General features: G+C 67.4%; 24 protein-coding genes. 16 read left to right on the forward strand and 8 right to left on the reverse strand.

The genetic code is table 11. The annotated features are described in order from the left end of the window. Window positions 1-116 precede the first annotated feature (116 nt). The 3 genes from gatC to gatB are packed head-to-tail and all read left to right on the forward strand — an operon-like array spanning window position 117 to window position 3,387. Complete coding sequence (gatC, locus tag THIARS_RS02295) at window positions 117-416, forward strand: Asp-tRNA(Asn)/Glu-tRNA(Gln) amidotransferase subunit GatC (protein ID WP_094159292.1); 300 nt, start codon at window positions 117-119, stop codon at window positions 414-416. Then, window positions 416-1,927: an Asp-tRNA(Asn)/Glu-tRNA(Gln) amidotransferase subunit GatA gene (gene gatA / locus THIARS_RS02300; protein ID WP_094160575.1), complete on the forward strand. Its 1,512-nt coding sequence runs from the start codon at window positions 416-418 to the stop codon at window positions 1,925-1,927. The genes gatC and gatA overlap by 1 nt, the downstream gene beginning before the upstream one ends. 2 nt (window positions 1,928-1,929) lie before the next feature. After that, complete coding sequence (gene gatB / locus THIARS_RS02305; protein WP_094159293.1) at window positions 1,930-3,387, forward strand: Asp-tRNA(Asn)/Glu-tRNA(Gln) amidotransferase subunit GatB; 1,458 nt, start codon at window positions 1,930-1,932, stop codon at window positions 3,385-3,387. 27 nt (window positions 3,388-3,414) lie between these two features. Here the strand turns inward: gatB and THIARS_RS02310 are convergent, their stop codons facing one another. Further along, the gene (locus THIARS_RS02310) at window positions 3,415-4,044 is read right to left on the reverse strand and encodes a hypothetical protein (RefSeq protein ID WP_141202314.1); all 630 of its coding nucleotides are present in this window, start codon (window positions 4,042-4,044) and stop codon (window positions 3,415-3,417) included. Between the two features lie 185 nt (window positions 4,045-4,229). On the opposite strand from THIARS_RS02310, the gene THIARS_RS02315 reads away from it, so the two are divergent. After that, the gene (locus THIARS_RS02315; protein WP_094159295.1) at window positions 4,230-5,039 is read left to right on the forward strand and encodes an exodeoxyribonuclease III; all 810 of its coding nucleotides are present in this window, start codon (window positions 4,230-4,232) and stop codon (window positions 5,037-5,039) included. Window positions 5,040-5,188: 149 nt separating this feature from the next. Then, window positions 5,189-5,770 carry a cysteine hydrolase family protein gene (locus THIARS_RS02320; protein ID WP_094159296.1) on the forward strand — a complete coding sequence of 194 codons (582 nt, stop codon included), beginning with the start codon at window positions 5,189-5,191 and terminating at the stop codon, window positions 5,768-5,770. A gap of 104 nt (window positions 5,771-5,874) precedes the next feature. Here the strand turns inward: THIARS_RS02320 and THIARS_RS02325 are convergent, their stop codons facing one another. Beyond that, the gene (locus THIARS_RS02325) at window positions 5,875-6,768 is read right to left on the reverse strand and encodes a class I SAM-dependent methyltransferase (RefSeq protein WP_094159297.1); all 894 of its coding nucleotides are present in this window, start codon (window positions 6,766-6,768) and stop codon (window positions 5,875-5,877) included. A gap of 11 nt (window positions 6,769-6,779) precedes the next feature. Next, window positions 6,780-7,094 carry a type II toxin-antitoxin system HicA family toxin gene (locus THIARS_RS19220; protein ID WP_094159298.1) on the reverse strand — a complete coding sequence of 105 codons (315 nt, stop codon included), beginning with the start codon at window positions 7,092-7,094 and terminating at the stop codon, window positions 6,780-6,782. On the opposite strand from THIARS_RS19220, the gene THIARS_RS02335 reads away from it, so the two are divergent. Together THIARS_RS02335 and THIARS_RS02340 are read left to right on the forward strand one after the other, a co-directional pair. Next, window positions 7,072-7,389: a hypothetical protein gene (locus tag THIARS_RS02335; RefSeq protein WP_141202315.1), complete on the forward strand. Its 318-nt coding sequence runs from the start codon at window positions 7,072-7,074 to the stop codon at window positions 7,387-7,389. The two genes, THIARS_RS19220 and THIARS_RS02335, sit on opposite strands and share 23 nt — an antisense overlap. Beyond that, complete coding sequence (locus THIARS_RS02340) at window positions 7,386-8,564, forward strand: HsdM family class I SAM-dependent methyltransferase (RefSeq protein ID WP_222423019.1); 1,179 nt, start codon at window positions 7,386-7,388, stop codon at window positions 8,562-8,564. Before THIARS_RS02335 ends, THIARS_RS02340 begins: the two co-directional genes overlap by 4 nt. A gap of 8 nt (window positions 8,565-8,572) precedes the next feature. On the opposite strand, the gene THIARS_RS02345 is transcribed toward THIARS_RS02340, so the two are convergent. Further along, complete coding sequence (locus tag THIARS_RS02345) at window positions 8,573-10,162, reverse strand: methyl-accepting chemotaxis protein (RefSeq protein WP_094159300.1); 1,590 nt, start codon at window positions 10,160-10,162, stop codon at window positions 8,573-8,575. A gap of 112 nt (window positions 10,163-10,274) precedes the next feature. Continuing rightward, window positions 10,275-11,258 carry a LysR family transcriptional regulator gene (locus THIARS_RS02350; RefSeq protein WP_094159301.1) on the reverse strand — a complete coding sequence of 328 codons (984 nt, stop codon included), beginning with the start codon at window positions 11,256-11,258 and terminating at the stop codon, window positions 10,275-10,277. A gap of 138 nt (window positions 11,259-11,396) precedes the next feature. On the opposite strand from THIARS_RS02350, the gene THIARS_RS02355 reads away from it, so the two are divergent. The 8 genes from THIARS_RS02355 to THIARS_RS02390 all read left to right on the forward strand — a co-directional run bounded on the left by THIARS_RS02355 (window position 11,397) and on the right by THIARS_RS02390 (window position 19,423). Beyond that, window positions 11,397-12,749 (forward strand): MFS transporter, encoded by a 1,353-nt coding sequence (locus tag THIARS_RS02355; RefSeq protein WP_094159302.1) that lies wholly within the window; start codon window positions 11,397-11,399, stop codon window positions 12,747-12,749. 106 nt (window positions 12,750-12,855) lie between these two features. Beyond that, a complete protein-coding gene (locus THIARS_RS02360; RefSeq protein WP_094159303.1) occupies window positions 12,856-14,079 on the forward strand; it encodes a CaiB/BaiF CoA transferase family protein in 1,224 nt (407 codons plus the stop codon). A 15-nt stretch (window positions 14,080-14,094) separates the two neighbouring features. Continuing rightward, window positions 14,095-15,078, forward strand: coding sequence for a hydroxymethylglutaryl-CoA lyase (locus tag THIARS_RS02365; RefSeq protein ID WP_094159304.1), 984 nt, complete (start codon window positions 14,095-14,097; stop codon window positions 15,076-15,078). After that, window positions 15,075-16,508: a 3-isopropylmalate dehydratase large subunit gene (leuC, locus tag THIARS_RS02370; protein WP_094159305.1), complete on the forward strand. Its 1,434-nt coding sequence runs from the start codon at window positions 15,075-15,077 to the stop codon at window positions 16,506-16,508. The genes THIARS_RS02365 and leuC overlap by 4 nt, the downstream gene beginning before the upstream one ends. Then, complete coding sequence (leuD, locus tag THIARS_RS02375; RefSeq protein WP_094159306.1) at window positions 16,508-17,149, forward strand: 3-isopropylmalate dehydratase small subunit; 642 nt, start codon at window positions 16,508-16,510, stop codon at window positions 17,147-17,149. Before leuC ends, leuD begins: the two co-directional genes overlap by 1 nt. A 22-nt stretch (window positions 17,150-17,171) precedes the next feature. Then, window positions 17,172-18,284: an NADH:flavin oxidoreductase/NADH oxidase gene (locus THIARS_RS02380; RefSeq protein WP_094159307.1), complete on the forward strand. Its 1,113-nt coding sequence runs from the start codon at window positions 17,172-17,174 to the stop codon at window positions 18,282-18,284. A 234-nt stretch (window positions 18,285-18,518) separates the two neighbouring features. Then, window positions 18,519-18,986 (forward strand): MaoC family dehydratase, encoded by a 468-nt coding sequence (locus THIARS_RS02385; RefSeq protein WP_245845736.1) that lies wholly within the window; start codon window positions 18,519-18,521, stop codon window positions 18,984-18,986. Beyond that, window positions 18,983-19,423 carry a methyltransferase family protein gene (locus THIARS_RS02390; protein ID WP_245845449.1) on the forward strand — a complete coding sequence of 147 codons (441 nt, stop codon included), beginning with the start codon at window positions 18,983-18,985 and terminating at the stop codon, window positions 19,421-19,423. The genes THIARS_RS02385 and THIARS_RS02390 overlap by 4 nt, the downstream gene beginning before the upstream one ends. On the opposite strand, the gene THIARS_RS02395 is transcribed toward THIARS_RS02390, so the two are convergent. From THIARS_RS02395 to trpE, 3 genes are all read right to left on the reverse strand, one after another. Continuing rightward, complete coding sequence (locus THIARS_RS02395) at window positions 19,404-20,276, reverse strand: hypothetical protein (protein WP_094159309.1); 873 nt, start codon at window positions 20,274-20,276, stop codon at window positions 19,404-19,406. The genes THIARS_RS02390 and THIARS_RS02395 overlap by 20 nt on opposite strands. Window positions 20,277-20,318: 42 nt before the next feature. After that, window positions 20,319-20,933 (reverse strand): glutathione transferase GstA, encoded by a 615-nt coding sequence (gene gstA / locus THIARS_RS02400; RefSeq protein ID WP_094159310.1) that lies wholly within the window; start codon window positions 20,931-20,933, stop codon window positions 20,319-20,321. Window positions 20,934-21,030: 97 nt separating this feature from the next. Beyond that, window positions 21,031-22,530: an anthranilate synthase component I gene (gene trpE / locus THIARS_RS02405; protein WP_094159311.1), complete on the reverse strand. Its 1,500-nt coding sequence runs from the start codon at window positions 22,528-22,530 to the stop codon at window positions 21,031-21,033. 369 nt (window positions 22,531-22,899) lie between these two features. On the opposite strand from trpE, the gene THIARS_RS02410 reads away from it, so the two are divergent. Then, window positions 22,900-23,505 (forward strand): chalcone isomerase family protein, encoded by a 606-nt coding sequence (locus THIARS_RS02410; RefSeq protein ID WP_094159312.1) that lies wholly within the window; start codon window positions 22,900-22,902, stop codon window positions 23,503-23,505. The last annotated feature ends 71 nt before the right edge of the window (window positions 23,506-23,576 follow it).

Consider the following 23,576-nt stretch of genomic DNA (forward strand, 5'->3'; position numbering starts at 1 on the left):
AATCTTGGCATGGTAGCCGATGCCGCCTCGTAGAATGTTCGTTTTTCACCGCCCCGGCGCACATCCCCGCGCATGGGGTTTCGCTCCCCCTGCCACGGTCCGCCACGCATCCCGCCATGTCCCTGCAACACAGCGACCTCGACCGCATCGCCAGCCTCGCCCGCCTGCGCCTGAGCCCAGAGGAGCAAACGTCGATGCTGGCCCAGATCAACGACTTTTTCGCCATCGTCGAGCGCATGCGCGCGGTGGACACCGCCGGCGTCGAGCCGCTGGCGCATCCCCTGTCGGCAACGATGGATTTGCCGCTGCGCCTGCGCCAGGACATTGCGGCGGCGCCCGGCATCCGCGACGCCGCGCTGGCCAACGCGCCCGCCTCGCAGGAAGGCCTGTTCGTCGTGCCTAGGGTGGTGGAATGATGCCGCCTCGCGCAAACGTCGCCGCATTGGATCTGCGCGCCCAGGCCGCCGCCCTGCGCGCCGGCCAGCTGTCGAGCGAGGAACTGGTGCGCGAACACCTGCGTCGCATCGAGACGCATGCCGGCCTCGGCGCCTTCCTGCACGTCGCGGCGGACGAGGCCTTGCGCCAGGCGCGCGCCGCGGATGCCGCGCGCGCCGCTGGCGACGCCCGCCCGCTGCTCGGCCTGCCCGTCGCCCACAAGGATGTGTTCGTCACGCGCGGCATGCCATCCACCGCCGGCTCGAAGATGCTGGCCGGCTACATGAGCCCGTTCGACGCCACGGTGGTCGAGCGCCTCGGCGCGGCCGGCGCCGGCATGGTGGCGCTGGGCAAGACCAATATGGACGAATTCGCGATGGGCTCGTCCAACGAGAATTCCGCCTTCGGCCCGGTGCGCAACCCCTGGGATGCACAGGCCGTGCCGGGCGGCTCGTCGGGCGGCTCGGCCGCCGCCGTGGCCGCCCGTCTCGTGCCCGCGGCCACCGGCACCGACACCGGCGGTTCCATCCGTCAGCCGGCTGCGATGTGCGGCGTCACCGGCATCAAGCCCACCTACGGGCTGTGCTCGCGCTACGGCATGATCGCCTTCGCCTCCAGCCTGGACCAGGCCGGCCCGCTGGCGCAGACGGCCTGGGACTGCGCCCTGCTGCTCGAGGCCATGGCCGGCTTCGACACGCACGACTCCACCAGCGTGCAGCACGCCGTCCCGCGCTACACCGAATCACTGGATGCCCCGCGTTCCGGCGCGTCCACCGACAAGCCCCTGGCCGGGCTGCGCATCGGCCTGCCGCGCGAGTACTTCGCCGAGGGCCTCAGCCATGAGGTCGCGCTGGCGGTGCGCGCGGCGCTGGACGTCTACGCAAGCCTCGGCGCCACGCTGGTGGACATCTCCCTGCCGCGCACCGAGCTGTCCATCCCCGCCTACTACCTGGTGGCGCCGGCGGAGGCGTCGAGCAATCTCTCGCGCTTCGACGGCGTGCGCTACGGCCACCGCGCGGCGAACTACCGCGACCTGGCCGAGATGTATGCGCAAAGCCGCGCCGAGGGCTTCGGCCCGGAGGTCAAGCGGCGCATCCTCATCGGCACCTATGTGCTGTCGCACGGCTACTACGACGCCTATTACCTGCAGGCGCAGAAGATCCGCAGGCTCATCGCCGAAGACTTCCTCCAGGCTTTCCGCGAGTGCGACATCGTCGCCGGCCCGGTGTCTCCCACCGTGGCGTGGAACCTGGGCGAGAAGGCCGATCCGCTGGCCAATTACCTGGCCGACATCTACACCCTGTCCGCCAGCCTCGCCGGCCTGCCCGGCATGAGCATTCCGGCCGGCTTCGGCCAGGGCGCGCATGCGAAGCGCCCGGTGGGCCTGCAACTCATCGGCCCGCACTTCGCCGAGGACCGTCTGCTGCACGCTGGGCACCAGTTCCAGCGCGCCACGGACTGGCATCTTCGCACCCCCGAACTCGGAGCCTGAGCATGTCGAGCCCATGGGAAATCGTCATCGGCCTGGAAACGCACGTGCAGCTGTCCACGGCGTCCAAGATGTTCTCCGACGCGCCCACCGCATTCGGCGCCGCGCCCAACACGCAGGCCAGCGCGGTCGACCTGGCCTTGCCCGGCGCCTTGCCGGTGGCCAACCGCGCCGCGGTCGAACGTGCCATCCGCCTCGGCCTGGCGGTCGGAGCGACCATCGCTCCCGTGTCGGTGTTCGCGCGCAAGAACTATTTCTACCCGGACCTGCCCAAGGGCTACCAGATCAGCCAGTTCGAGATTCCCGTGGTGCAGGGCGGCCACGTGCCCTTCCTGTTCAACGGCGCGGTGCGCCAGGTCGAACTCACCCGCGCGCATCTGGAGGAGGATGCCGGCAAGTCGGTGCACGGCATCAGTTTCGAGGGCCAGGACGCCACCGGCATCGACCTCAACCGCGCCGGCACGCCGCTGCTGGAGGTGGTGAGCGAGCCGGTGATGCGCAGCGCGGCCGAGGCCGCCGCCTACGCCCGCGCGCTGCACGCCCTGGTGGTGTGGCTGGATATTTGCGACGGCAACCTCCAGGAAGGATCGTTCCGCTGCGACGCCAACGTCTCGGTGCGCCGCCCCGGCGAACCGCTGGGCACGCGCTGCGAGATCAAGAACCTCAACAGCTTCCGCTTCCTGGAAAAGGCCATCACCTTCGAGGCGCAGCGCCAGATCGAACTTATCGAGGATGGCGGCCGGGTGCGCCAGGAGACCCGCCTGTTCGACCCCGATCGCGGCGAGACCCGCACCATGCGCACCAAGGAAGATTCGCACGACTACCGCTACTTCCCCGACCCCGATCTGCCGCCGCTGACCATCGCCCCCGCCTGGATCGAAGAGGTGCGCGCCACGCTGCCCGAGCTGCCCGCGCAGATGGCTGCGCGTTTCGTGCGCGACTATGCCCTGCCCGAGATCGACGCCGCCTACCTCACGCAAAGCCGCGCCCATGCCGCCTACTTCGAAGCCTGCGCCCAGGCCTGCGGCGCGCCCAAGCTGGCGGCGAACTGGATCATGGGCGAACTCGCGGCCCAGCTCAACCGCGCCGAACTGGAACTGGACGCATCGCCCGTGAGCGCGCGGCAACTGGGGCTGCTCATCACCCGCGTGCAGGACGGCACGCTGTCCGGCAAGACCGCGCGCGAGGTGTTCGCCGCGCTGTGGTCCGCCGATGAAGAGACGCGCGGCGACGTCGACGCCATCATCGAAACCCGCGGCCTGCGCCAGATCAGCGACGGCAGCGCGATCGCCGAAGCCGTGGCCGCGGTGCTGGCGGCGAACCCGAAGAACGTCGAGGAATACCGCGCCGGCAAGGCCAAGGCGCTCAACGCCCTGGTCGGCCAGGTGATGAAGTCCACCGGCGGGCGGGCCAACCCGCAGCAGGTGAGCGACGCCCTGCGCGCCGCGCTCGCAGCCGCCTGACGGGCGCCTGCGCCGGGAACAACGGCGTCAGGGCTGCGCGCCGGGCGCCTGATCCGCCGTCTGGCGTGCCCAAAGCGTCCTGAGGTGCGGCAATTGCTGCGCGTATTGGGCCCGAATGCGCGCCATCGCCTGCTCCTGCCCGACGATCATGGACTGCTCCTGTTTCGTCAGCAACTTGTTTTCCTCGAACTTGCTGCGCAACTCCAGCGGATAGTTGCCGCCCGGGTAGAACTGGGCCTCCTGGTCCAGTTCCTTGCGCTGCGCCACCAGGCGCGCCAGCCGCTTGCGTGCGCTGTCGATGAGCGACCGCGGCGTCTGCAGATCGCTTTGCTGGGCCGCCTCGAAAGCCGCGCGGTCGGGAAAGCGCAGCAACAGGGCACGATCCTCGCGCTGCTTCTGGCGCTGCAACTCTTGAACCTTGCGCTGCTGTTGCGCGGCGGCCTCCTGCTCCGCGCGCTGCGCCGGCGTCAGGATGAGGCGCCGCACGCTGCCATCGGGGTTGAGCTCCTTGCCGCCGTAGCGCAGGCATTCGCTGCTGAGATGATCCGTCGTCACCGTCGCCCCGCTCGCCGTGCGGCAGACGAAGATTTCGGCCCGCGCCACCACCGGCAGCGACGCCGCCAACAGGGACAGGAACAGGGCACTGCGGAGTTGCATCGACCAATCGCCTCGCATCATGGAACCAACATCAAACGTCATGCGGATGGCCCGGTTGACGCTTGCTCGACCGCAGCCGCCTCGAACAGCCGCTATTGCAGCAGAATGCCGCCCACTGCGCACGCCGCGCCTGCCGGGCACCGATCCGCATAGTCTAGGGCAGCCGGCTTCCTAGAATCCGCCCCATGAACTCCACCCCGCTGCGCATCACCACCCTCAACCTCAACGGCATCCGCTCCGCGGCCAGCAAAGGCGTGGACGCCTGGCTGCGTGAACACGCGCGCCCCGATTGGCTGTGCGTGCAGGAACTCAAGGCTCTGGACACCGACATGAAACCCGAACTGCGCACCCTCGGCGGGCTGCAGGGCGCGTTCCACCATGCCGAGAAGGCGGGTTACAGCGGCGTCGGCCTGTATTTCCGGCACGAGCCCGACGCCCTGCGCATCGGCTTCGGCGCCTCCGAATTCGACGCCGAGGGCCGCTATGTGGAAGCGCGCTACCGCCTGCCAGGAGGCATGCAGCTGGCGCTCGTCTCGGCGTACTTCCCTTCCGGCTCCAGTTCGGAGGAACGTCAGCAGGCCAAGTTCCGCTTCCTCGCCGTGTTCGAGGAGCATCTGAAGGAGCTCAAGGCGCAGGGCGAGGTGATCCTGTGCGGGGACGTGAACATCGCGCACAAGGAAATCGATCTGAAGAACTGGAAGGGCAACCTCAAGAACAGCGGCTTCCTGCCCGAGGAACGCGCCTGGATGAGCCATGTGCTCGACGATCTCGGCTATGTCGACGTGTTCCGCGCCCTCAACCCCAACCCGGATCAATACACCTGGTGGAGCAACCGCGGCCAGGCGCGCGCGAAGAACGTGGGCTGGCGCATCGACTACCACCTCGCCACGCCTGGCGTGGCGGCATTGGCGCAGCGCGGTAGCGAAGCCATCTACACCGCCGAGCGTTTTTCCGACCACGCCCCGTTGTCCATCGACTACGCGTTGCCGTTCTGACGCCAGACCTGCTCTTCCATGATTCGGCCGCAGGCAGGCGGGTTGCCTCGCCTCGGGCCCGGGCTCGGCACACATCGCGGCGCGGGCTTGCTCAACCCATGCTGCGGTGATGGACAATGGCCGGATTCCCCAGACCCGCAGCCATCCCCATGCCCATCGACCCTCTGGATCCGCGCCGCACCGCGCTGCTCATCATGGATGTGCAGCCCGGCATCGTGTCGCTCTACCCCGATGCGACCGAAACATACTTCACCCGGCTGAGCAAATTAGCCGACGCGGCACGGGTTGCCGGCGTCCATGTCATCTACGTGGTCGTCTCCTTCCGGCCAGGCCATCCCGAGATCAACCCCAGAAATCCGGGTTTTTCGCGGGTGAAGGAAGGCGACAGGTTGGTCGATCAGCGCGTGCATGCAAGCGTCGCGCCGCAGCCTGGCGAAGTCGTTGTCGTCAAGCGCCGGGTTTCGGCTTTCTCGGGTTCCGACCTGGACATCGTCTTGCGCAGCCACGACATCCAGCATCTGATCCTCGCGGGCATCGCAACCTCGGGCGTCGTGCTGTCCACGCTGCGCCAGGCGGCCGACGCCGACTACCGCTTGACCGTCCTCGCCGACTGCTGCCTCGACGCCGACGCGGAAGTTCACGACGTGCTGATCCGCAAGATCTTTCCGCGCCAGGCGACGGTGACGACGGCCGACGCACTCCTTGGCGCACTCCAAGCAAGCCGCACCTGAGCACAGCGCCGGCATACCCCGGTCCGCGACTTGGCGGGGCGTCGAGGCCATCGGCCCCCTATACACCCCTCGACTCGCAGCCACCCTCCGCCGAGCTCCGGCGGCTAGCCACCGGAGCTCGGCGATTCGGCAACGACCTTACGCGCCGCGTGGAACCCGACCATTCCACCCCAGACGCTTTTTCGACAATGAATTTTCGAAAATCCGCACAAACCAAGCACGGCGGATAATTCGTCTGGAGTATAGAAATGATGGATCGCATCGCTGAAATAGGTGCCGCAATTGCGCGCGGCGGCAGAAGATCCAAAAGCCGCAGCGGTCAAGGCCACGGATATTTTGAGAAAGCGAAGATATAACCACTCGACGATGCGGTGAGTCGGGCGGAGCATGTCGCAGTGATAGAACCTGCCGTTGGGTTTGAGCACGCGGTAGATTTCAGGAAAAACCTTGTCGAGTTGCAAATGCCGCGATGCGGCCTGGAGCGTGACCACGTCGAAGGAATTATCGGGAAACGGAAGTTCATGCGCGTCGTGGATCACGCTTTCGATCCGTACCTGATTCCGCTTGGCAAGAACCTGCCCCTGTCGTTGCATGTCACGACTGCGATCGACAGCGGTCACGTGGATGTCAGGTTGTTTCTTGAGCAGGCGAAGACCAAGGTCATTGGTGCCGGCCGCAACATCGAGGACATGATCGCCAGGGTTCAGAATGATGGAGCGGACGAACTGCCAGACCCATATTTCCCAGACCCCGAGGCTCGCGACGATATTACCTTTCCGATAATAAGTCGGAACATCCTGAAAAACCTGAGGGACGCTGTTTTCCCAAATCTCGTAGAAATGCGACCGGCGTGCGTTTTCACGCTCCTGGAACCAATTCATGGGCATTGAGGTCAATGCATTTCGTTCCATTCCAAACACCCTTCTTGTTGGCTTTGAAAACCGAATGCCGCGCTCTTCTTGCGGCAGGGCGCATGTTGATAAACGTGGCTGACGCATGTCACCGCGTATCAAGCGACGTCAAAAACGCTTTTCTTTTGTAGTACTGCGCAGCAAATGCCGGCTTGACGAGGATCAACTGCGGCGGCGACATGGCATTGCCCGCGGGCAGATGTTGCCCGGGATGGACGAAACCGGCCTTGGACGGTTGATTCTGGGAACGTGAAGAAGTCTGGAGTGAGTCCGGTGTGCTGGGCACCTCTTGCCAACATTCGAGGCCCGATCTCGTCCCCGTCATGGAAGGCGAACGTGAAGTCAGTCCAGCCTGCACGGGTGAGTGCTCCATGCGAGCCAGTCAGGCGCTTGATTGACCAGCCCAGTTTCAGAAGCGCGGAAAGGACAAGCCTCGGTAGTCTGTTTCGTCGTGCCCAAAATACTCCGCAACTCGATTCGGTACTTTCAGTGTTCTACCGATGTCGGCGCGGGTGCGCAGCCGCCCACGGCCGTATCGAATTCGCCAACTTCATCCTGATTGCAGACGCCAACAAAGTTGAGGACAAGACTATTGGTTTCAATTTGCGCGCCTGGCAGCAAGTGCGTTTCAACGACACGTTGGATTTGACCCGGAAGCTGGTTGATTCGCTCGAACAGCATTTCGAGTTGAAGGGGGATGCCCGATGACGATGGTCCACACTGCCCTGATCGACAAGGAAACCTGGGTGTCGATGAGCGCCGACGTGAAGGGCGACGCCTACGAGGGCCTGCTGGAGAAGAACGCGCAAGACACCAAGTCCGGCGCGGGCCAGTACTTCACGCCGCGCCCGCTGATCCAGGCGATTGTCGACGCCATGGCGCCCCGGCCCGGCGAGACCATCTCCGACCCGGCCTGCGGCACCGGCGGCTTTCTGCTGGCGGCCCACGACTATGTGGTGAAGCACTATCCCAACATGACCTCGGCGGAGAAGAAGAAGCTGCGCGGGGAAAGCTTCAAGGGCTGGGAACTGGTGCAGGCCACCGCCCGGCTGTGCGCGATGAACATGTTGCTGCACGGCATCGGCAGCCAGGAGTTCGAGCCGATTGCGGTGGGTGATTCGCTGGCCGCCGATCCCGGCGAGCGCTTCGATGTGGTGCTGACCAATCCGCCCTTCGGCAAAAAGAGCAGCACCACCATCGTGGGCGAGGAGGGCAAGGTCAGCAAGGAGCGCGACACCGTCGAGCGCGACGACTTCTGGGCCACCACCTCGAACAAGCAGCTCAACTTCGTTCAGCACGTGAAGACGCTGCTGAAGCAGAACGGCCGCGCCGCCCTGGTGCTGCCGGACAACGTGCTGTTCGAAGGCGGGGCCGGCGAGACCATCCGCCGCAAACTGCTGCACGACTGCGACGTCCACACCCTGCTGCGCCTGCCCACCGGCCTGTTCTACGCCCAGGGCGTGAAGGCGAACGTGCTGTTCTTCGACAAGAAGCCCGCCAGTGAAACCCCGTGGACCCGCAAGCTGTGGATCTACGACCTGCGCACCAACAGGCACTTCACGCTCAAGACCGATCCGCTGAAGCGGGAAGACCTGGACGAGTTCGTGCGGTGCTACAACCCGGCCAATCGGCACGACCGCAAGCCGACGTGGTCGGCAGACAACCCCGACGGCCGCTGGCGCGCTTACGACTACGAAGACCTGATCAAGCGCGACAAGGCCAGCCTGGACATCTTCTGGCTCAAGGACGAGTCGATGTCGGACTCCGACAAGCTGCCGGCGCCGGAAGTGATCGCGGCGGAGATCGTGGACGATCTGGAAGCGGCGCTGGAGCAATTCCGGCTGATCGCGGCCGATCTTGCCGCGGACGGCGTGGCGGCGTAGCGCCGCCTTCAGCTTTGCATCGCCATTCTCGGCATACGCTGCGCATGCGACTGGCGCGCCGATGGTTCGGCCTGCGCGTGGCCATGATCCGCCTCGGCTTCGAGCCTGAATCCGCGCATGATGTTTTGCAGCAGGCCAGCTTGCTGGTTCATTTCCTCGGCGGTGGCGGCGAGTTCTTCCGAGGCCGAGGCGTTTTGCTGCGTCACCGCACTGAGTTGTCCCATGGCCTGGCTGATCTGCTGCATGCCGGTGGCCTGCTCCTCGCTGGCGGCGTTGATCTCCTGCACCAAGTCGCTGGTCTTCGAAATGGCCGGCACGATCTGCCCCAGCAGGCCGCCGGCCGCTTCCGCTTGCTTGACCGAACTGGAGGCCAGATCGCCGATCTCCTTGGCCGCGACCTGGCTGCGCTCGGCCAGCTTTCTCACCTCGGCGGCCACCACGGCAAAGCCCTTGCCATGCTCGCCGGCGCGGGCGGCCTCGATGGCCGCGTTGAGCGCCAGCATGTTCGTTTGATACGCGATGTCGTCGATGATCGAGATGCGCTCGGCGATCGACTGCATGGCCGCCACCGTCTGCTGCACTGCCGCGCCCCCCTCGCGCGCCTGGGACGAAGCCTGCTGCGCCATGGCGTCGGTGAGACGGGCGTTGTCGGCGTTTTGCTTGATCGAGGCCGTGGCCTGCTCCAGCGTGGCCGAAGTCTCTTCCACCGAGGCGGCCTGCTCCGAGGCCGACTGCGACAGGCTTTGCGAGGTGCTGGAGACCTGGGTCGAGGCCGAGGACAGGTTGTCGGCGGCGGCGCGCACGGTCGTCAGCGCACTCAGCAGCTTGGCGCGCATGGTGTACACGGCGTCCATCACGCTGTTGACGGGCACGCCTGAAGACGCGGGGCCGATCGACAGATCGCCGGCGGCGATCGCCTGTGCCAGGCGTGCCACCTCGGCCGGTTCGCCGCCCAGCTGGCGCGTCAACGAACGGGTGATCCATGTCGCGATGAATATCGCCAGAGCCAGCGCCGCGAAGCTAAACCCGAACCCCAGCATGCGCGCCGTGCGATAGTCCTGCTCGCTGCTTTCGTAGGCCTTTTGGATCTTCGCATCCTGCAGTGCCGACAGGCGTTCGAGATCGCCGCGTATCTGGCTGACGATCGGCAGGTACTGCTGGGTGAAAACGGGAACGGCTTGCAGATAAAGATCCTGCGACATCAACTGAATCGCGGCCTCCTGGAATTTGCGCCCCTCCATGAGCAGGGTCTCGACATGCTTGAGCAGATCGGCCGACTGGGCGCTCATGGGCATGGCGCGGAGCTCCAGCATGATGCGATTCGTGCTTGCGTGATTGGCCTGGAGCACCGCCTTGCGCGCCGCGGACCAATCGCTTTTGAGCATGGTGTCGTACATCGTGCCCGTGCTGTTTCGAAAGTTGAACTGGATCTGATTCAACAACTTTTCGCGGCGGACGTCCTGGTTGACGATTTCGCGCAGATGGCCGTTGATCCGCGCCATTTGGACGATGCCGTAGCCGGCGAGAATCAGCAGCAAGGCCATCAGTGCGCCGAACCCAAGTCCGAGTCGAACGCTCACGCGCAAGTTTTGAAACATGATCAAGCTTCCATGTGGGAATCGATGGCTTGATAGTGTCGGCAGTATGTGTGACATCTCGATGTCAGTCACACGAAAGACGCATACCCGGAAGACCCGCACCCGCAAACGGCTACAGGAAGGGATGTCTCGTCGGGTCTGTAAATGTCGGGGCGGTTTGCGCGAAGGCGCGGCTCGCCGACAGTTTCTGCTCGCGCTCGCGAACCATGCGGACCAAGGCGCTGGCGGGCAACGATAGCGAGGGCTCGTCGCGCATCACCAGCAGCAGTTGGCGGCGGGTGGGCATGCCGGACAGCCGTTTGAGCGCCAGCCCCATCGATTTCACGTGCGGAACCGCGCCGGCCATCGGCAGGATCCCGATGCCCAGGCCGGCCACGATCATGCGGCAGACTTCGTCGAAACCGCGCACTTGCACGCGGATTTTCAGCTGCAGGCCCTTGGCATCGGCCGCCGCGGCGATCTGGCGCATCAGCGAAGTCGCGCGGTTCAGGCCGACGATGTCGTGGCGCAGCACCTCGTCGATCGGCACCGCGTCGAGGCCCGCCAGCGGATGCGCCGCGGGCAGCACCAGCATCAGTTCGTCGCTGTCGCAGGCCAGGGCCTGTAGATCGCCGATGGGCGTATTGTTGCCAATGATGCCCAGCTCGGCATTGCCGCGCGCCACCGCGCGGACCACCTCCTCGCTGAGGGCATCCTCCAAGTCGAGCATGACCGAAGGGTAGGCCGCCGAATAGAGCGCCAGCAGGTTCGGCAGGAAACCGGTGAAGGCCGAGGTGTTGGCCCAAAGGCGCAGGTGGCCGCCCGCCCCCCTGTGATAGTCGACCATCGCCACCGACAGCTGCTCGATGCCGGCGACGATGCTGATCGCATAGCGCAGGAAAGTCAGCCCCGGGGCGGTCGGCGTCACGCCCTTCTTGTTGCGGACCAGCAGCGTGCTGCCAACATGGCTTTCCAGCTCGGCCAGCCGCTTGCTCGCCGCCGGCAGGCTGATTGCCATGTGCTCGGCGCCGAGCGTCAGGCTGCCCGCCTCGACGGCTGCGACAAACAGCCGCAGAGTCGTCAGGTCGAAGCGAGCCGGGTTGATCGCATGTTCCATCGAATTGAGTTAACCAATGGTTAAGGATAGGTCAACCAGTTTCGAATCGACAACGGGGATCTCCCCCTAAGCTTGAACTCGATCGGCGGACGCGGCGACGCCCGGCCGGGATCTGGCTCAAAGCATAAGGAGGAGACGATGGACGCGAACAAGATGGAGGCGGCGCAGCTCGCCCCGGCACGCTGGAACACCGGGTTGACGGCGATGCATTGGCGAGTGCTCACCGGGGGATTCCTCGGCTGGGTCTTCGATGGTTATGAGGCGATCGCGCTGGTCATGGTCCTCGTGCCCATGCTGCATTCGCTGCTCGCACCGGCGCAGCTGGCGTCGTTTCCGGTGTATGCCGGCACGGCCATCGGCATCACGCTGCTGGGCTGGGGGCTGGGCGGGCTGGTGGGCGGGGTGCTGGCCGACTACATCGGGCGCAAGCGCATGATGCTGTGGTCGGTGTTCCTGTATGCGATGTTCTCGGGCCTGACCGCGTTCGCCGACAGTTTTGTGATGCTGTGCGCGCTGCGCTTTCTCACCGGCCTGGCGCTGGGCAGCGAGTGGAGCACGGGCATCTCGCTGCTTGCCGAGACCTGGCCGCAAAACGCGCGCGCCAAGGGCGCCGGTTTCCTGCAGTCGGGCTTCGGCTGGGGCACGCTGCTGGCCTCGGTGGCGTGGTACGTGCTGTCGAGCACGCATCCGTTGGGCGCGCAGAGCTGGCGCCTGATGTTCATCCTCGGCGCGGTGCCGGCGCTGTTCGTGCTGTACCTGCGTCGCGGCATCGACGAGTCGGAGAAGTGGCGCGAGGCGGTGCGCGAGCGCCGTTGGGGCCCCACCGAGGCCAGCGTGCGCAGCGGCGACAAGACATCGCGGCGGCCATTCTCGCTGGCCCAGCTGTTCCGCGATCCGGTGGCGCGCCGCCGCACCATCATCACCACGGTGCTGTCGATCGTCACGACCGTGGGCTGGTGGGCGATCTCGAGTTGGCTGCCCATCTACACCATCGGCCTGGCCAAGGCGCAGGGCCTGGCCGGCGGCCCGGTGTGGGGCGCGCGGGTATCCATCTCCTACACGGTGGGGGCGATCGTGGCCTACATGATCGCCGGCTTCATCGCCGACGCCATCGGCCGGCGCGTCTTCATGTTCCTGACCTTCGTCGGCTGCCTGATCACCACGGTCATCACCTACAAGTTCACCCATACGGTGGATGCGATGATGATCGTGGCGCCGGTCAACGGCTTTTTCACCTTGGGGTGCGCCTATGTGTGGATGGCCATCTACCCGGTCGAGCTGTTCACCTCGACGGTGCGTTCGACCGCCATCAGCGTGGTGTTCAACGCCGCGCGGCTCATCGCCTGGGTGTTTCCCATCATCGCCGGCACGCTCATCCACTCGTTCGGCGGAATCAGCCAGGCCGCGCTGATCATGGGCTCGGTCTACGTGCTGGGGCTGGTGCTGCCGTGGATGCTGCCGGAAACGGTGGCGACCGGCCTGCCGGATTGAGCGTTTTGCGTCGGCGGTGCCGACGCGAACCGTCGATGAACCCTTGGTTGAGCATGCGTCGACGGATCGTCGTTCGACGCGGCTTCTCTCCCGAACACCTTCCATCATGCAAGAACAAACCCTTGGCGGTGAGACTGACGCGCCCCTGCCCCTGGCTGGGATCCGCGTCGTCGAACTCGGCACGCTGATCGCCGGGCCCTATGCCGCCGCGCTGCTGGCCCAGTTCGGCGCCGAGGTGATCAAGATCGAGTCGCCCGGGCTCGGCGACCCGCTACGTTCCTGGCGCAAACTGCACCGTGGCACCTCGCTGTGGTGGTACGCGCAAAGCCGCAACAAGAAATCGCTGACCGTCAACCTCAAGCACGCCGACGGGCAGCGCATCGTGCGTGAGTTGGCGGCCACCGCGGACATCGTGATCGAGAACTTCCGCCCCGGCACCCTCGAGCAATGGGGCCTGGGCTGGGAGGACCTGCATCGCATCAATCCGTCGCTGATCATGGTGCGAGTGTCCGGTTACGGCCAGACAGGTCCGTACAAGGACCGCCCGGGGTTCGCCGCGATCGCCGAGTCCATGGGCGGGCTGCGCTACCTGGTCGGCGAACCCGGGCGCCCGCCGGTGCGTACCGGCGTGAGCCTGGGCGACACCCTGGCTTCGCTGTACGGGGTGATCGGGGCGATGATGGCCATGCACCATCTGAAGGTCAATGGCGGAAGCGGGCAGTTCATCGACGTGGCGTTGTACGAAGCCGTGTTCGGGATCATGGAAAGCCTGATCCCGGAGTATTCCGCCCAGGGCTTCGTGCGCGAGCGCTCCGGCGCCACGCTGCCGGGTATCGCGCCGTCGAACACGTATCTGTGCCGCGACGGTCGCTATGTGATCATCGCCGGCAACGCCGACAGCATCTACCGCCGGCTGATGCACGCGATCGGCCGCGCCGACCTGGCCGACGATCCGCAACTGGCCCGCAACGAGGGCCGCGTGCGCCAGGCCGACTTGCTCGACGAGGCCATCGGCGCGTGGACCGGCGCTCACGACCTGGAGCACGTGCTGCAGGTGCTGGAAGCGGCCGAGGTGCCGAGCGGGCGCATCTACACCGCGGCCGACATCCATGCCGACGCGCATTACCGCGCGCGCGAGATGATCGAGCCCCACACGCTGCCCGGCGGCCAGCAAGTCGACTTTCCCGGCGTCGTGCCCAAGCTGTCGCAGACTCCGGGCCGCACGCGCTGGCTGGGTCCGGCGTTGGGCGAGCATACCGACCAGATCCTCGAGGAACTGGGTTACGGAGCCCAGGCGCGCGAGCAAATGCGCGCTGGCGGCGCGATCTGAAGAAGGGGATCCGACATGCTGCAAGCAGCCGAGGGCAAACGCCTGTACATCCAGGAAGTATCGGTGCGCGATGGCTTCCAGATCGAGCCGGTGTTCGTGCCGACCGCCGACAAGATCGCCCTCATCGATCGCCTCTCGCGCAGCGGCCTGGCCAAAATCGAGGTGACGTCGTTTTCCTCGCCGAAGGCGATTCCCGCGCTGGCCGACGCCGCCGAGGTCATGGCCGGCATCCAGCGCATGCCCGGCGTCGAGTACGCCGCGCTGGTGCCCAACGCCAAAGGCGGCGAACGCGCGCTGGCCTGCCAGGCCGATGAGCTCAACATCGTGATGTCGGCCAGCGAGAGCCACAACCGCGCCAACCTGCGCATGAGCCGCGAGCAGTCGCTGGCGCAGTTCGCCGACATCGTCGCGCTGGCGCGCGGGCGCAGCGAGATCAACGCCTCGCTGTCGACCGCTTTCGGCTGCCCGTTCGAGGGCGAGGTCGGCCAGGCCGAGGTGTTGCGCCTGGTCGAACGCATCGCCGGCCTGGGCATCCGCCGCCTGACCCTGTGCGACACCACCGGCATGGCCCACCCGGCGCAGGTGCAGCAGCTTTGCGCCGCGGTGATCGCGCGCCACCCGCAGATCATGCTGACCGCGCATTTCCACGACACCCGCGGCATGGGTCTGGCCAACGTGCTGGCCGCGCTCGAGGCCGGGGTGGATCGTTTCGACGCCTCGCTGGGCGGACTCGGCGGATGCCCCTTCGCGCCGGGCGCCAGCGGCAACGTGTGCACCGAGGACATGGTGCACATGCTGCAGGCCATGGGCTACGCCACCGGCGTCGACCTTGCGGGGCTGATCGCGTGCTCGCGCACGCTTCCCGGCCTGGTCGGCCACGACGTGCCGGGCCAGGTGGCCAAGGCCGGTCCGTCGAGCCGGCGCTACCCCCTGCCCGAGGGCGCCGGGCAGCCGCGCCTGGCGGGCGCCGCGCCAGTTTGCGGAGGCGCCGCGGCATGACGGCGCAGACCCTGTTCGACAAGCTCTGGCAGCGGCACCTCGTGCCGCTCGGCGCGGATGCCGACCCCGACGCGCCCAGCCTGCTGTACGTCGACCGCCACCTGGTGTACGAGGTCACCAGTCCGCAGGCCTTCGAAGGCCTGCGCCTGGGCGGACGCAAGCCCTGGCGCGCCGCCACCGTGCTGGCAACGGCCGACCACAACGTGCCGACCACGGCACGCGCGCTTGGCGTGGCCGGCATCAGCGACCCGCTGTCGCGCAGGCAGGTCGAGCAGCTCGGACGCAACTGCGCCGAATTCGGCATCACCGAGTTCGGGCTCGGCGATCGGCGCCAGGGCATCATCCACGTCATCGGCCCCGAACAGGGCGCGACCCTGCCGGGCATGACCGTGGTGGCGGGCGACTCGCACACCAGCACCCACGGCGCGTTCGGCGCGCTGGCCTTCGGCGTCGGCACCTCCGAGGTCGAGCACGTGCTGGCCACGCAGTGCCTGTCGGTGCGGCGCATGAAGACCATGTTGGTGCGCATCGACCCGGCCCTGCCCTGGGGGATCAGCGCGAAGGACCTGGCGTTGCACATCATCGGGCGCATCGGCACCGCCGGCGCGACCGGCCATGCGATCGAGTTCGCCGGCGAGGCCATCTCGCGCTTGTCCATGGAAGGGCGCATGACCCTGTGCAACATGGCCATCGAGGCCGGGGCCCGCGTCGGCCTGATCGGCGTCGACGCGACCACCATCGACTACCTGACGGGGCGTCCCTACGCCCCGTCAGGGGCGTTGTGGGAACGCGCCGTCGCCGACTGGCGCGGCCTGCGCAGCGATGCCGGCGCGGCCTTCGATGCGTGCATCGACATCGACGCCAGCCACGTGCGCCCGATGGCCACCTGGGGCACCTCGCCCGAGATGGTGGTGCCGATCGACGCCCAGGTGCCCGACCCCGCGCTGGAGAGCGACCGCGCGAAAGCCGCGGCCATGACCCGGGCCCTCGAGTACATGGGCCTGCAACCCGGCACGCCGATGCGCGACATCGTGCTCGACAAGGTGTTCATCGGTTCGTGCACCAACTCGCGTATCGAGGACCTGCGGGCCGCCGCCGCGGTGCTGGCTGGTCGCCGCATCGCGCCCAACATCCGCCAGGCGCTGGTCGTGCCCGGCTCCGGGCTGGTCAAGGCGCAGGCCGAGGCCGAGGGCTTGCACCGGGTGTTTCGCAACGCCGGTTTCGAGTGGCGCGACCCGGGCTGCTCGATGTGCCTGGGCATGAACGACGACCGCCTGCAGCCGGGCGAACGTTGCGCATCGACCTCGAACCGCAATTTCGAAGGCCGGCAAGGCGCGCTCGGCCGCAGCCACCTGGTCAGCCCTGCGGCGGCGGCGGCGTCCGCGCTGGCCGGCCGGCTGGCCGCCCCCGACGCCTGGAGCACGCTGTGATGCAAGCCTTCACTGTGCTCGACGGCCTGGTGATGCCGCTGGACCGCGCGAATGTCGACACCGACGCGCTGATTCCCAAACAGTTCATCAAGTCCATCGAGCGCACGGGCTTCGGCCCCAACCTGTTCGATGAATGGCGCTACCTCGACCGCGGCGAGCCCGGCCAGGATCCGGCGCAGCGCCAGCCCAACCCCGACTTCCCGATGAACCAGGCGCGCTACGCCGGGGCCTCGATTCTGCTGGCCAGAGAGAATTTCGGCTGCGGCTCGAGCCGCGAGCACGCGGTCTGGGCGCTGGACAACGCGGGGTTCCGCGCGGTGATCGCGCCGAGCTTCGCCGACATCTTTTTCGGCAACTGTTTCAAGAACGGACTGCTGCCCATCGTGCTCGACGCGGCACGGATCGACGCGCTGTTCCGCCGTGTCGAGGCCCGGCCCGGTTGGCGAATGCGCATCGACCTGCCCGCGCAGACGCTGACCCTACCCGAGGGGGATGTCTTCCAATTCGCCATCGACGCGCACCGCAAGCAGGCGCTGGTCGAGGGGCTGGACGACATCGCGCGGACCCTGGCGCAAGCCTCCTATATCCGTGCCTACGAGCAGCGCCGACGCGAGACCGAGCCCTGGCTGTTCCAGACCTGATCATCCCACCATCCCCGCGACCATGAGTCCACTGTTCACCCCGATCCGGCTCGGCGAGCTCGAGCTGGCCAACCGCATTGTCGTCGCCCCGATGTGCCAGTATTCGGCCGACGAGGGTTGTGCCACCGACTGGCACCTCATGCACCTGGGCCAGATGGCGATCTCGGGCGCCGGACTGCTGATCCTGGAGGCCACCGCGATCACCGCCGACGGCCGCATCACGCCGCAGGACTTGGGCCTGTGGAACGACGCCAACGAGCAGGCGCTGCGCCGCGTGCTGCGCGGCGTGCGCCAGCACTCGCCGATGCCCATCGGCATCCAGCTCTCGCACGCCGGGCGCAAGGCCTCGAGCCGCGCGCCCTGGGATGGCGGTGCGCTGTTGCTGCCGGCCGACGGCGGCTGGGATTGCGTGGCGCCTTCGCCCATTCCCCACGGCAGCGGCGAGCCGGCCCCGGTCCAGCTCGATGCCGCCGGCCTGCAGCGCATCCGTCAGGGCTTCGTCGACGCGGCGCAACGTGCGGTACGCCTCGGGCTGGACCTGATCGAACTGCACGCGGCGCACGGCTACCTGCTGCACCAGTTCCTGTCGCCGCTGTCGAACCAGCGCACCGACGCCTATGGCGGTTCGCTGGACAACCGCATGCGTTTCGTGCTCGAGGTGTTCGACGCGGTGCGCGGGACGGTGCCCGCGCGCGTGCCTGTGGGCGTGCGCCTGTCCGCCACCGACTGGGTGGACGGCGGCTGGGATCCCGAGCAAAGCGTCGCGCTGTGCGCGGCGCTGCGGCAGCGCGGCTGCGCCTTCGCCCACGTATCGAGCGGCGGCGTGTCACCGCTGCAACGCATCAGCGTGGGTCCGGGCTACCAGGTGGGCCTGGCCGAACACATCCGCCGCCATGTCGACATGCCGGTGGTCGCGGTCGGCCTGATCACCGAAGCCGAGCAGGCCGAAGCCGTCATTGCCGACGGCCGCGCCGACCTCGTTGCGTTGGCGCGCGCGATGCTTTATGACCCGCGCTGGCCCTGGCACGCCGCGGCGCGCCTGGGCGCACAGACCGTCGCGCCACCGCAGTACTGGCGTTGCCAGCCCGCGGCGCACAAGGCCTTGTTCGGCGCGACCCGCGTCGGCCAGCGATGAGGCGAGTCGCTGGCGCCTAAGCCCCCGCGGCAAGATGGCGGAGGCGGTTTGCCCTGGAGGACCACGGTGCCGCGCCGCAGGTTCTACCATCCGGGCATGGACCCGACCACGCCACCCACTTCACCCGAGCGCGAGGGCGCGCGCACGGAAACGCCGGAGCGCACCCGGCTTTCGTCGACGTTTCCTCAAGAGCGCTCGGCAGACGCGACGGCGCCGCACGACGGCCCTGGAGACATTCTTGGCTGGGAAGATTTTCCTCCCGGCCGGGTGATCGATTGCGGCAGCACCACCGTGAGCCGCGAGGCCATACTCGACTTTGCCCGCCAGTTCGATCCGCAGCCGTTTCATGTGGACGAGGCGGCGGCGGGGCATTCCCTGTTCGGCGGCCTCGTCGCCAGCGGCTGGCACACCTGCGCCATGGCCATGCGCCTGATGTGCGACGCCTACCTGTTGCGCACCACGAGCCAGGGCTCGCCGGGTCTCGACGAGCTGCGCTGGCTCAAGCCGGTACGCCCGGGGGACGTCCTGCGCTTGCGCATGACGGTGCTCGACGCCCGCCCGATGCGCAGCAAGCCTGATCTCGGCCTGGTGCAGTCGCATTGGGAATTGTTCAACCAGGACGACGCGGCCGTGCTGAGCATGAAGGGCTGGGCGATGTTCAGGCGCCGCGCGCACGCCATGGCGCAGGAGCAAACACGGTGAGCGTCGGACTGCAATCGCGCATGTGGGTGGCCGCGCAATTCGGGCTGATCGCCGCCATGCTGTTGTGGCCGGCCGACTGGGGCTGGAGCGGAGCCGGCTTCGCGCTCGGTGCGTTCGCCGTGGCGCTGGTGCTCTGGGTCTTCGCGCACAACCGCCCGGGCAATTTCAACATCCGGCCGGAGCCCAAGGAGGGCGGACGGCTCGTCACCGGCGGCCCTTACCGCTGGGTGCGGCATCCCATGTACGTGGCTTTGCTGCTGGGCATGGCCGGCGTGGCGGCCATCTCGCACGGGCTTGCCCAGGCCCTCTTGTGGATGGCGCTGCTGGTGGTGCTCAATTTCAAGGCGGGCCTCGAAGAGCGTTTGCTGCGCGAGCGCTGGCCCGACTACGCAGGCTATTGCGCGCGCACCCGCCGCTTCATCCCCGGCGTGTGGTGAGCCAGGCCGCCGCGGTGAGCAAAAGGCAGGCGGCGCCGACCAAGGGGCCGGGCCAGCCGACGATCCAGGTTTGCAGCGCCAGCGTGGCCAGCGGCGCCACCAGCGCCAAGGCCGCGAGCGGCCGCGGGCGCTGCGCCGCGCCGGGGGCGAACCAGAGCAGGGGCAGCGCCAGCCCGCCCACCAGGATTTGCACGCCGAGCGAAACCAGGCCCGCCCGGCTGGGTTCGAGCAGCCAGTTGTCGCCGGCCACGACCGACGCCACCGGAAGGGTCACGGCGGCACCGATGAGTTGGTAGAACATGATTTTTTCGCCGCCGCAGTGCGCCAGGTGCGGGTGGCGTGCCAGCAGCGCCTCGCGCGACCACAGCAAGCCGGCCGCCAGGGCCCAGAAGGCGCCCCAGCCGTTGGCGAGCAGCAGGCCCAGAAGCACGGCCGCCGCGGCCAGCACGATCGCGGCCAGCGAGACGCCCACCCGGCCGCGCTGGACCAGCGCGCGACCCGCGTGCAGGGCCACCAGCGCCCCAAAGGTCAGCACCATGGCGAGGGGCGCGGAAATCTCGGAGATCGCCAGGTAAAGCAGGCCCAGGCGCGCGCTGAACAACAAGCCCAGCAGTGTGCCGGGGCCCAGGGAATCGTCCTGCGCGAGAACGGGGACGTTGTGCCAGCGGGTCCATAGCCAGAGCAGGAGCAGCGCCGAGCTGGTCGCCACCGTCGCCTGCAGCAGGGGCGGCACGCTGTTCGCCGCCACCGCGATGGCCACCGGCTGGGTGGTCCACAGCAGGGCGCTGGCGACTTCGCGCGACCCGGCTCCGGGGGCCGGGGGCAGCGGCAGCGTGGACGTGCCGGCCGTCATGGCTGGTGCGCGCCTCGCCCGCTTAGCGGCCGCGCGCCACGCTCAAGATTTTTTCGCTTCGCGTTCGGCCGCCAGGGTGGCGGCCACGCCTGGGCGCGCCTGCATGCGTGCCATATAGGCTTGCAGGGCAGGCCAGGCGGCGAGGTCCGGCCCGACGAACCCGGCCCAGGTCAGGACCGTGTACAGGTAGGCGTCGGCCACGCTGAAGCCCGAGGGCAGCAGGTAGTCCTGTTTGCCGAGGGTCTGGGCGATGAAGGCGAAACGCTGGCTCAGGCGCTTTTTCTGGGCTTCTTTCACCGCCTCGGTCGAGTCCGGATTGAACAGCGGGCTGAACTGCTTGTGCAGTTCGGTGGAGATGAAGTTCAGCCACTCCTGCAGGCGGTAGCGCTCCATCGTGCCGTTGGCCGGAGCCAGGCCGGCCTCGGGCTTGCGATCGGCCAGGTACTGCACGATGGCCGGACCTTCGGTGAGGATGCTGCCGTCGTCGAGCTGCAGCACGGGGACATAGCCCTTGGGATTGATGGCGAGGAAATCGCCGCCGCCGTCCATGGCCTTGGTGCGCAGGTCGACCTTGACGGTTTCCACCGGCAGGCCGAGTTCGGTCAGCACGATGTGCGGGGACAGCGAGCATGCGCCGGGGCTGAAATACAGTTTCATGTGGAATTCCTTCGAATGGGAGCTGAAGTGTGCAAGGTGCCGCGGGGCCCCTCACAGCCGATGCTAGCCAGCCCGGCGATTTCTTGCATTGCCCCCGCTAGCCGTCCAGCCCTTCCTGCACCAGCTCGGCGGCGCGCAGCACGGCGCGGGCCTTGGCCTCGGTTTCGCGCCATTCCATCTCGGGCACCGAATCGGCCACGATGCCGGCGGCGGCCTGCACGTACAGCCAGCCGTCCTTGAGGATGCCGGTGCGGATGGCGATGGCCAGGTCCATGTCGCCGGCGAAGCTCCAGTAGCCCACCGCGCCGCCGTACAGGCCGCGGCGCGTGGGTTCGAGTTCGTCGATGACCTCCATCGCCCGGATCTTGGGCGCTCCCGACAAGGTGCCGGCGGGGAAGGTGGCGCGCAGCACGTCGAGCGCCGTGAGTCCGGGCTTGAGCAGGCCTTCGACATTGCTGACGATGTGCATGACGTGCGAGTAGCGCTCGATCGCGAAGGCCTCGGTCACCTTCACGCTGCCGGTTCGCGCGATGCGTCCCAGATCGTTGCGCGCCAGGTCGATGAGCATCAGGTGCTCGGCCCGCTCCTTGGGGTCGGCCAGCAGTTCGCGCTCGTGCTGTGCATCCAGTTCGGCACTGGCGCCGCGCGGGCGGGTGCCCGCCAGCGGGCGGATCGTGACCTTCTCGCCTTCGGCCGTGGCTTCTTGGCGCACGAGGATTTCCGGCGACGAGCCGACGACCTGGAAATCGCCGAAGTTGTAGAAATACATGTACGGCGACGGGTTGAGCGAGCGCAGCGCGCGGTACAGCGACAGCGGCGATTGCGTGTAGCGCTTGCGCAGGCGCTGGCCCACTTGCACCTGCATGAAGTCGCCGGCGGCGATGTACTCCTTGGCCTGCTCCACCGCCTTGATGTAGTCGGCCTTGTCGAAGTCGCGTTCGGTCGGCGTGACTTGCGAGCTTGCCATCGGCGGGGCGGTGACCGAATAGCGCAGGTGTTCGCGCAGGGCCTGCAGCCGCGCGCGGGCGCGGGCATAGGCCTCGGGCTGCGCGGGGTCGGCGTAGACGATGAGATACAGCCGCCCCGATAGGTTGTCGATCACCGCCAGCTCTTCGCACAGCAGCAGCAGGATGTCGGGCAGGTCCAGCGGGTCGGGCCTGGGATGCTTGCGCGCCGAGGCCATCAGGCGCGGTTCGATGTAGCGCGCCGCCTCGTAGCCGAAATAACCGGCCAGCCCACCGCAAAAGCGCGGCATGCCCGCCGGCAGGGCGACCTTGTAACGCGCGCGGAACGCCTCGATGAAGGCCAGCGGCGGCTGCGCGGACGTTTCCACCACGGCGCCGTCGCGCAGGACTTGCGTCGTGCCGTTCTTGACCCGCAGCTCGGTGCGTGCGGACAGGCCGATGAAGGAGTAGCGGCCGAAGCGCTCGCCGCCGACGACGGACTCCAACAAAAAGGTGTTGCGGCCCCCGCTCGTCGCGTGCGCCAGCTTCAGATACAGCGACAGCGGGGTTTCCAGATCGGCGAAGGCTTCGGAAACGAGGGCGATGCGGTTGTAACCCTCGCGGGACAGGGCTTGGAATTCGAGTTCGGTCATGGCGTGGCGTCTTTTCAGGCGCGGCCTGGGAGGCCGCTTGATTCATCCGATTCGGCCGGCGCGATGCCGGCCGCGTGAGAGGGCCGCACCTGCCGCGTCGCGAGAAGCGCGGGGCTCAGCAGGGCGGCGCGAGGCGGGCACAGGGCCGCCAGGGCCAGGCTCCCCGGTCTGCGGAACCGAAAGCGTGCTTGCGATGGATGAACATGGGGCGGATCAGGATTGCGTGATCGGATCACGACGCGATGCGGCACGACTGTAGCAAATCCCTGCGAAACGCCGCCGGAGCTTGCCAGCCGGCGGCATTTATCGGAAACTGAACGACCGTGCTTTTTTGTCGGCACGGACCCGAACATCGAGACAGGAGACATCATGACCCCATCGCGCCACGGCCTCGCCCTTCGATTCATCCTCTGCCTCATGCTGGCCGGCCTCTTGCCGATCGCGCATGCCTTCGAGATTCACGGGGTGCAGGTGGACCCCACCCAGCAGCTCGCGGGGAAGACCCTCGTGCTCAACGGCGCCGGCACGCGCTACTTCGTGTTCTTCAAGGTGTACGTGGCCGCGTTGTACTTGCCGCAGAAAACGGCCAGCGCCCAAGCCGCGCTCGACATGCCCGGCCCGAAGGCCTTGCGCCTGGTGATGCTGCGCGATATCTCCGGCAAGGAGCTTGGCGACAAGCTCACCGAGGGCATACGGAACAACGTCTCGCCACAGGAATTCTCGGGCTTGATTCCAGGCCTGGCGCGACTCGGCGGGCTGTTCGCGCAAAAACGCGAACTGAAGTCCGGCGAAACCGTCATGCTGCGCTTCGTGCCCGGGCAAGGCACGACCATCGACATCGATGGACTCGCCGCCGGAGCGCCCTATGCCGAGCCCGATTTCTTCAACGCCCTGCTCAAGATCTGGCTTGGCAAGGAACCGGCCGATGCGCGATTGAAGCGTGCGCTGCTCGGCGACGTCGCGCTACGCGACTAGGGTCCGCAGACAGGAAAATGGGGCGGCAGGTGCGGCCCGCGGCCTCCGGATTTTCCCTGAGACGGGGCCGT

This window comes from Thiomonas delicata (assembly GCF_900088825.1).
Classification (GTDB): Bacteria; Pseudomonadota; Gammaproteobacteria; order Burkholderiales; family Burkholderiaceae_C; genus Thiomonas_A; species Thiomonas_A delicata.

Bases quoted from the DNA above. Each gene is read 5' to 3' on its own strand.
- THIARS_RS02360 (WP_094159303.1), top strand. From the start codon at position 12,856: ATGCAAGAACAAACCCTTGGCGGTGAGACTGACGCGCCCCTGCCCCTG.
- THIARS_RS02310 (WP_141202314.1), bottom strand. From the start codon at position 4,044: ATGCAACTCCGCAGTGCCCTGTTCCTGTCCCTGTTGGCGGCGTCGCTG.
- gatA (WP_094160575.1), top strand. From the start codon at position 416: ATGCCGCCTCGCGCAAACGTCGCCGCATTGGATCTGCGCGCCCAGGCC.
- THIARS_RS02325 (WP_094159297.1), bottom strand. From the start codon at position 6,768: ATGCGTCAGCCACGTTTATCAACATGCGCCCTGCCGCAAGAAGAGCGC.
- THIARS_RS02345 (WP_094159300.1), bottom strand. From the start codon at position 10,162: ATGTTTCAAAACTTGCGCGTGAGCGTTCGACTCGGACTTGGGTTCGGC.
- trpE (WP_094159311.1), bottom strand. From the start codon at position 22,530: ATGACCGAACTCGAATTCCAAGCCCTGTCCCGCGAGGGTTACAACCGC.
- THIARS_RS02410 (WP_094159312.1), top strand. From the start codon at position 22,900: ATGACCCCATCGCGCCACGGCCTCGCCCTTCGATTCATCCTCTGCCTC.
- THIARS_RS02350 (WP_094159301.1), bottom strand. From the start codon at position 11,258: ATGGAACATGCGATCAACCCGGCTCGCTTCGACCTGACGACTCTGCGG.
- THIARS_RS02315 (WP_094159295.1), top strand. From the start codon at position 4,230: ATGAACTCCACCCCGCTGCGCATCACCACCCTCAACCTCAACGGCATC.
- THIARS_RS02340 (WP_222423019.1), top strand. From the start codon at position 7,386: ATGACGATGGTCCACACTGCCCTGATCGACAAGGAAACCTGGGTGTCG.
- THIARS_RS02355 (WP_094159302.1), top strand. From the start codon at position 11,397: ATGGACGCGAACAAGATGGAGGCGGCGCAGCTCGCCCCGGCACGCTGG.
- THIARS_RS02395 (WP_094159309.1), bottom strand. From the start codon at position 20,276: ATGACGGCCGGCACGTCCACGCTGCCGCTGCCCCCGGCCCCCGGAGCC.
- leuD (WP_094159306.1), top strand. From the start codon at position 16,508: ATGCAAGCCTTCACTGTGCTCGACGGCCTGGTGATGCCGCTGGACCGC.
- gatB (WP_094159293.1), top strand. From the start codon at position 1,930: ATGTCGAGCCCATGGGAAATCGTCATCGGCCTGGAAACGCACGTGCAG.
- THIARS_RS02380 (WP_094159307.1), top strand. From the start codon at position 17,172: ATGAGTCCACTGTTCACCCCGATCCGGCTCGGCGAGCTCGAGCTGGCC.
- gatC (WP_094159292.1), top strand. From the start codon at position 117: ATGTCCCTGCAACACAGCGACCTCGACCGCATCGCCAGCCTCGCCCGC.
- THIARS_RS02320 (WP_094159296.1), top strand. From the start codon at position 5,189: ATGCCCATCGACCCTCTGGATCCGCGCCGCACCGCGCTGCTCATCATG.
- THIARS_RS02365 (WP_094159304.1), top strand. From the start codon at position 14,095: ATGCTGCAAGCAGCCGAGGGCAAACGCCTGTACATCCAGGAAGTATCG.
- leuC (WP_094159305.1), top strand. From the start codon at position 15,075: ATGACGGCGCAGACCCTGTTCGACAAGCTCTGGCAGCGGCACCTCGTG.
- gstA (WP_094159310.1), bottom strand. From the start codon at position 20,933: ATGAAACTGTATTTCAGCCCCGGCGCATGCTCGCTGTCCCCGCACATC.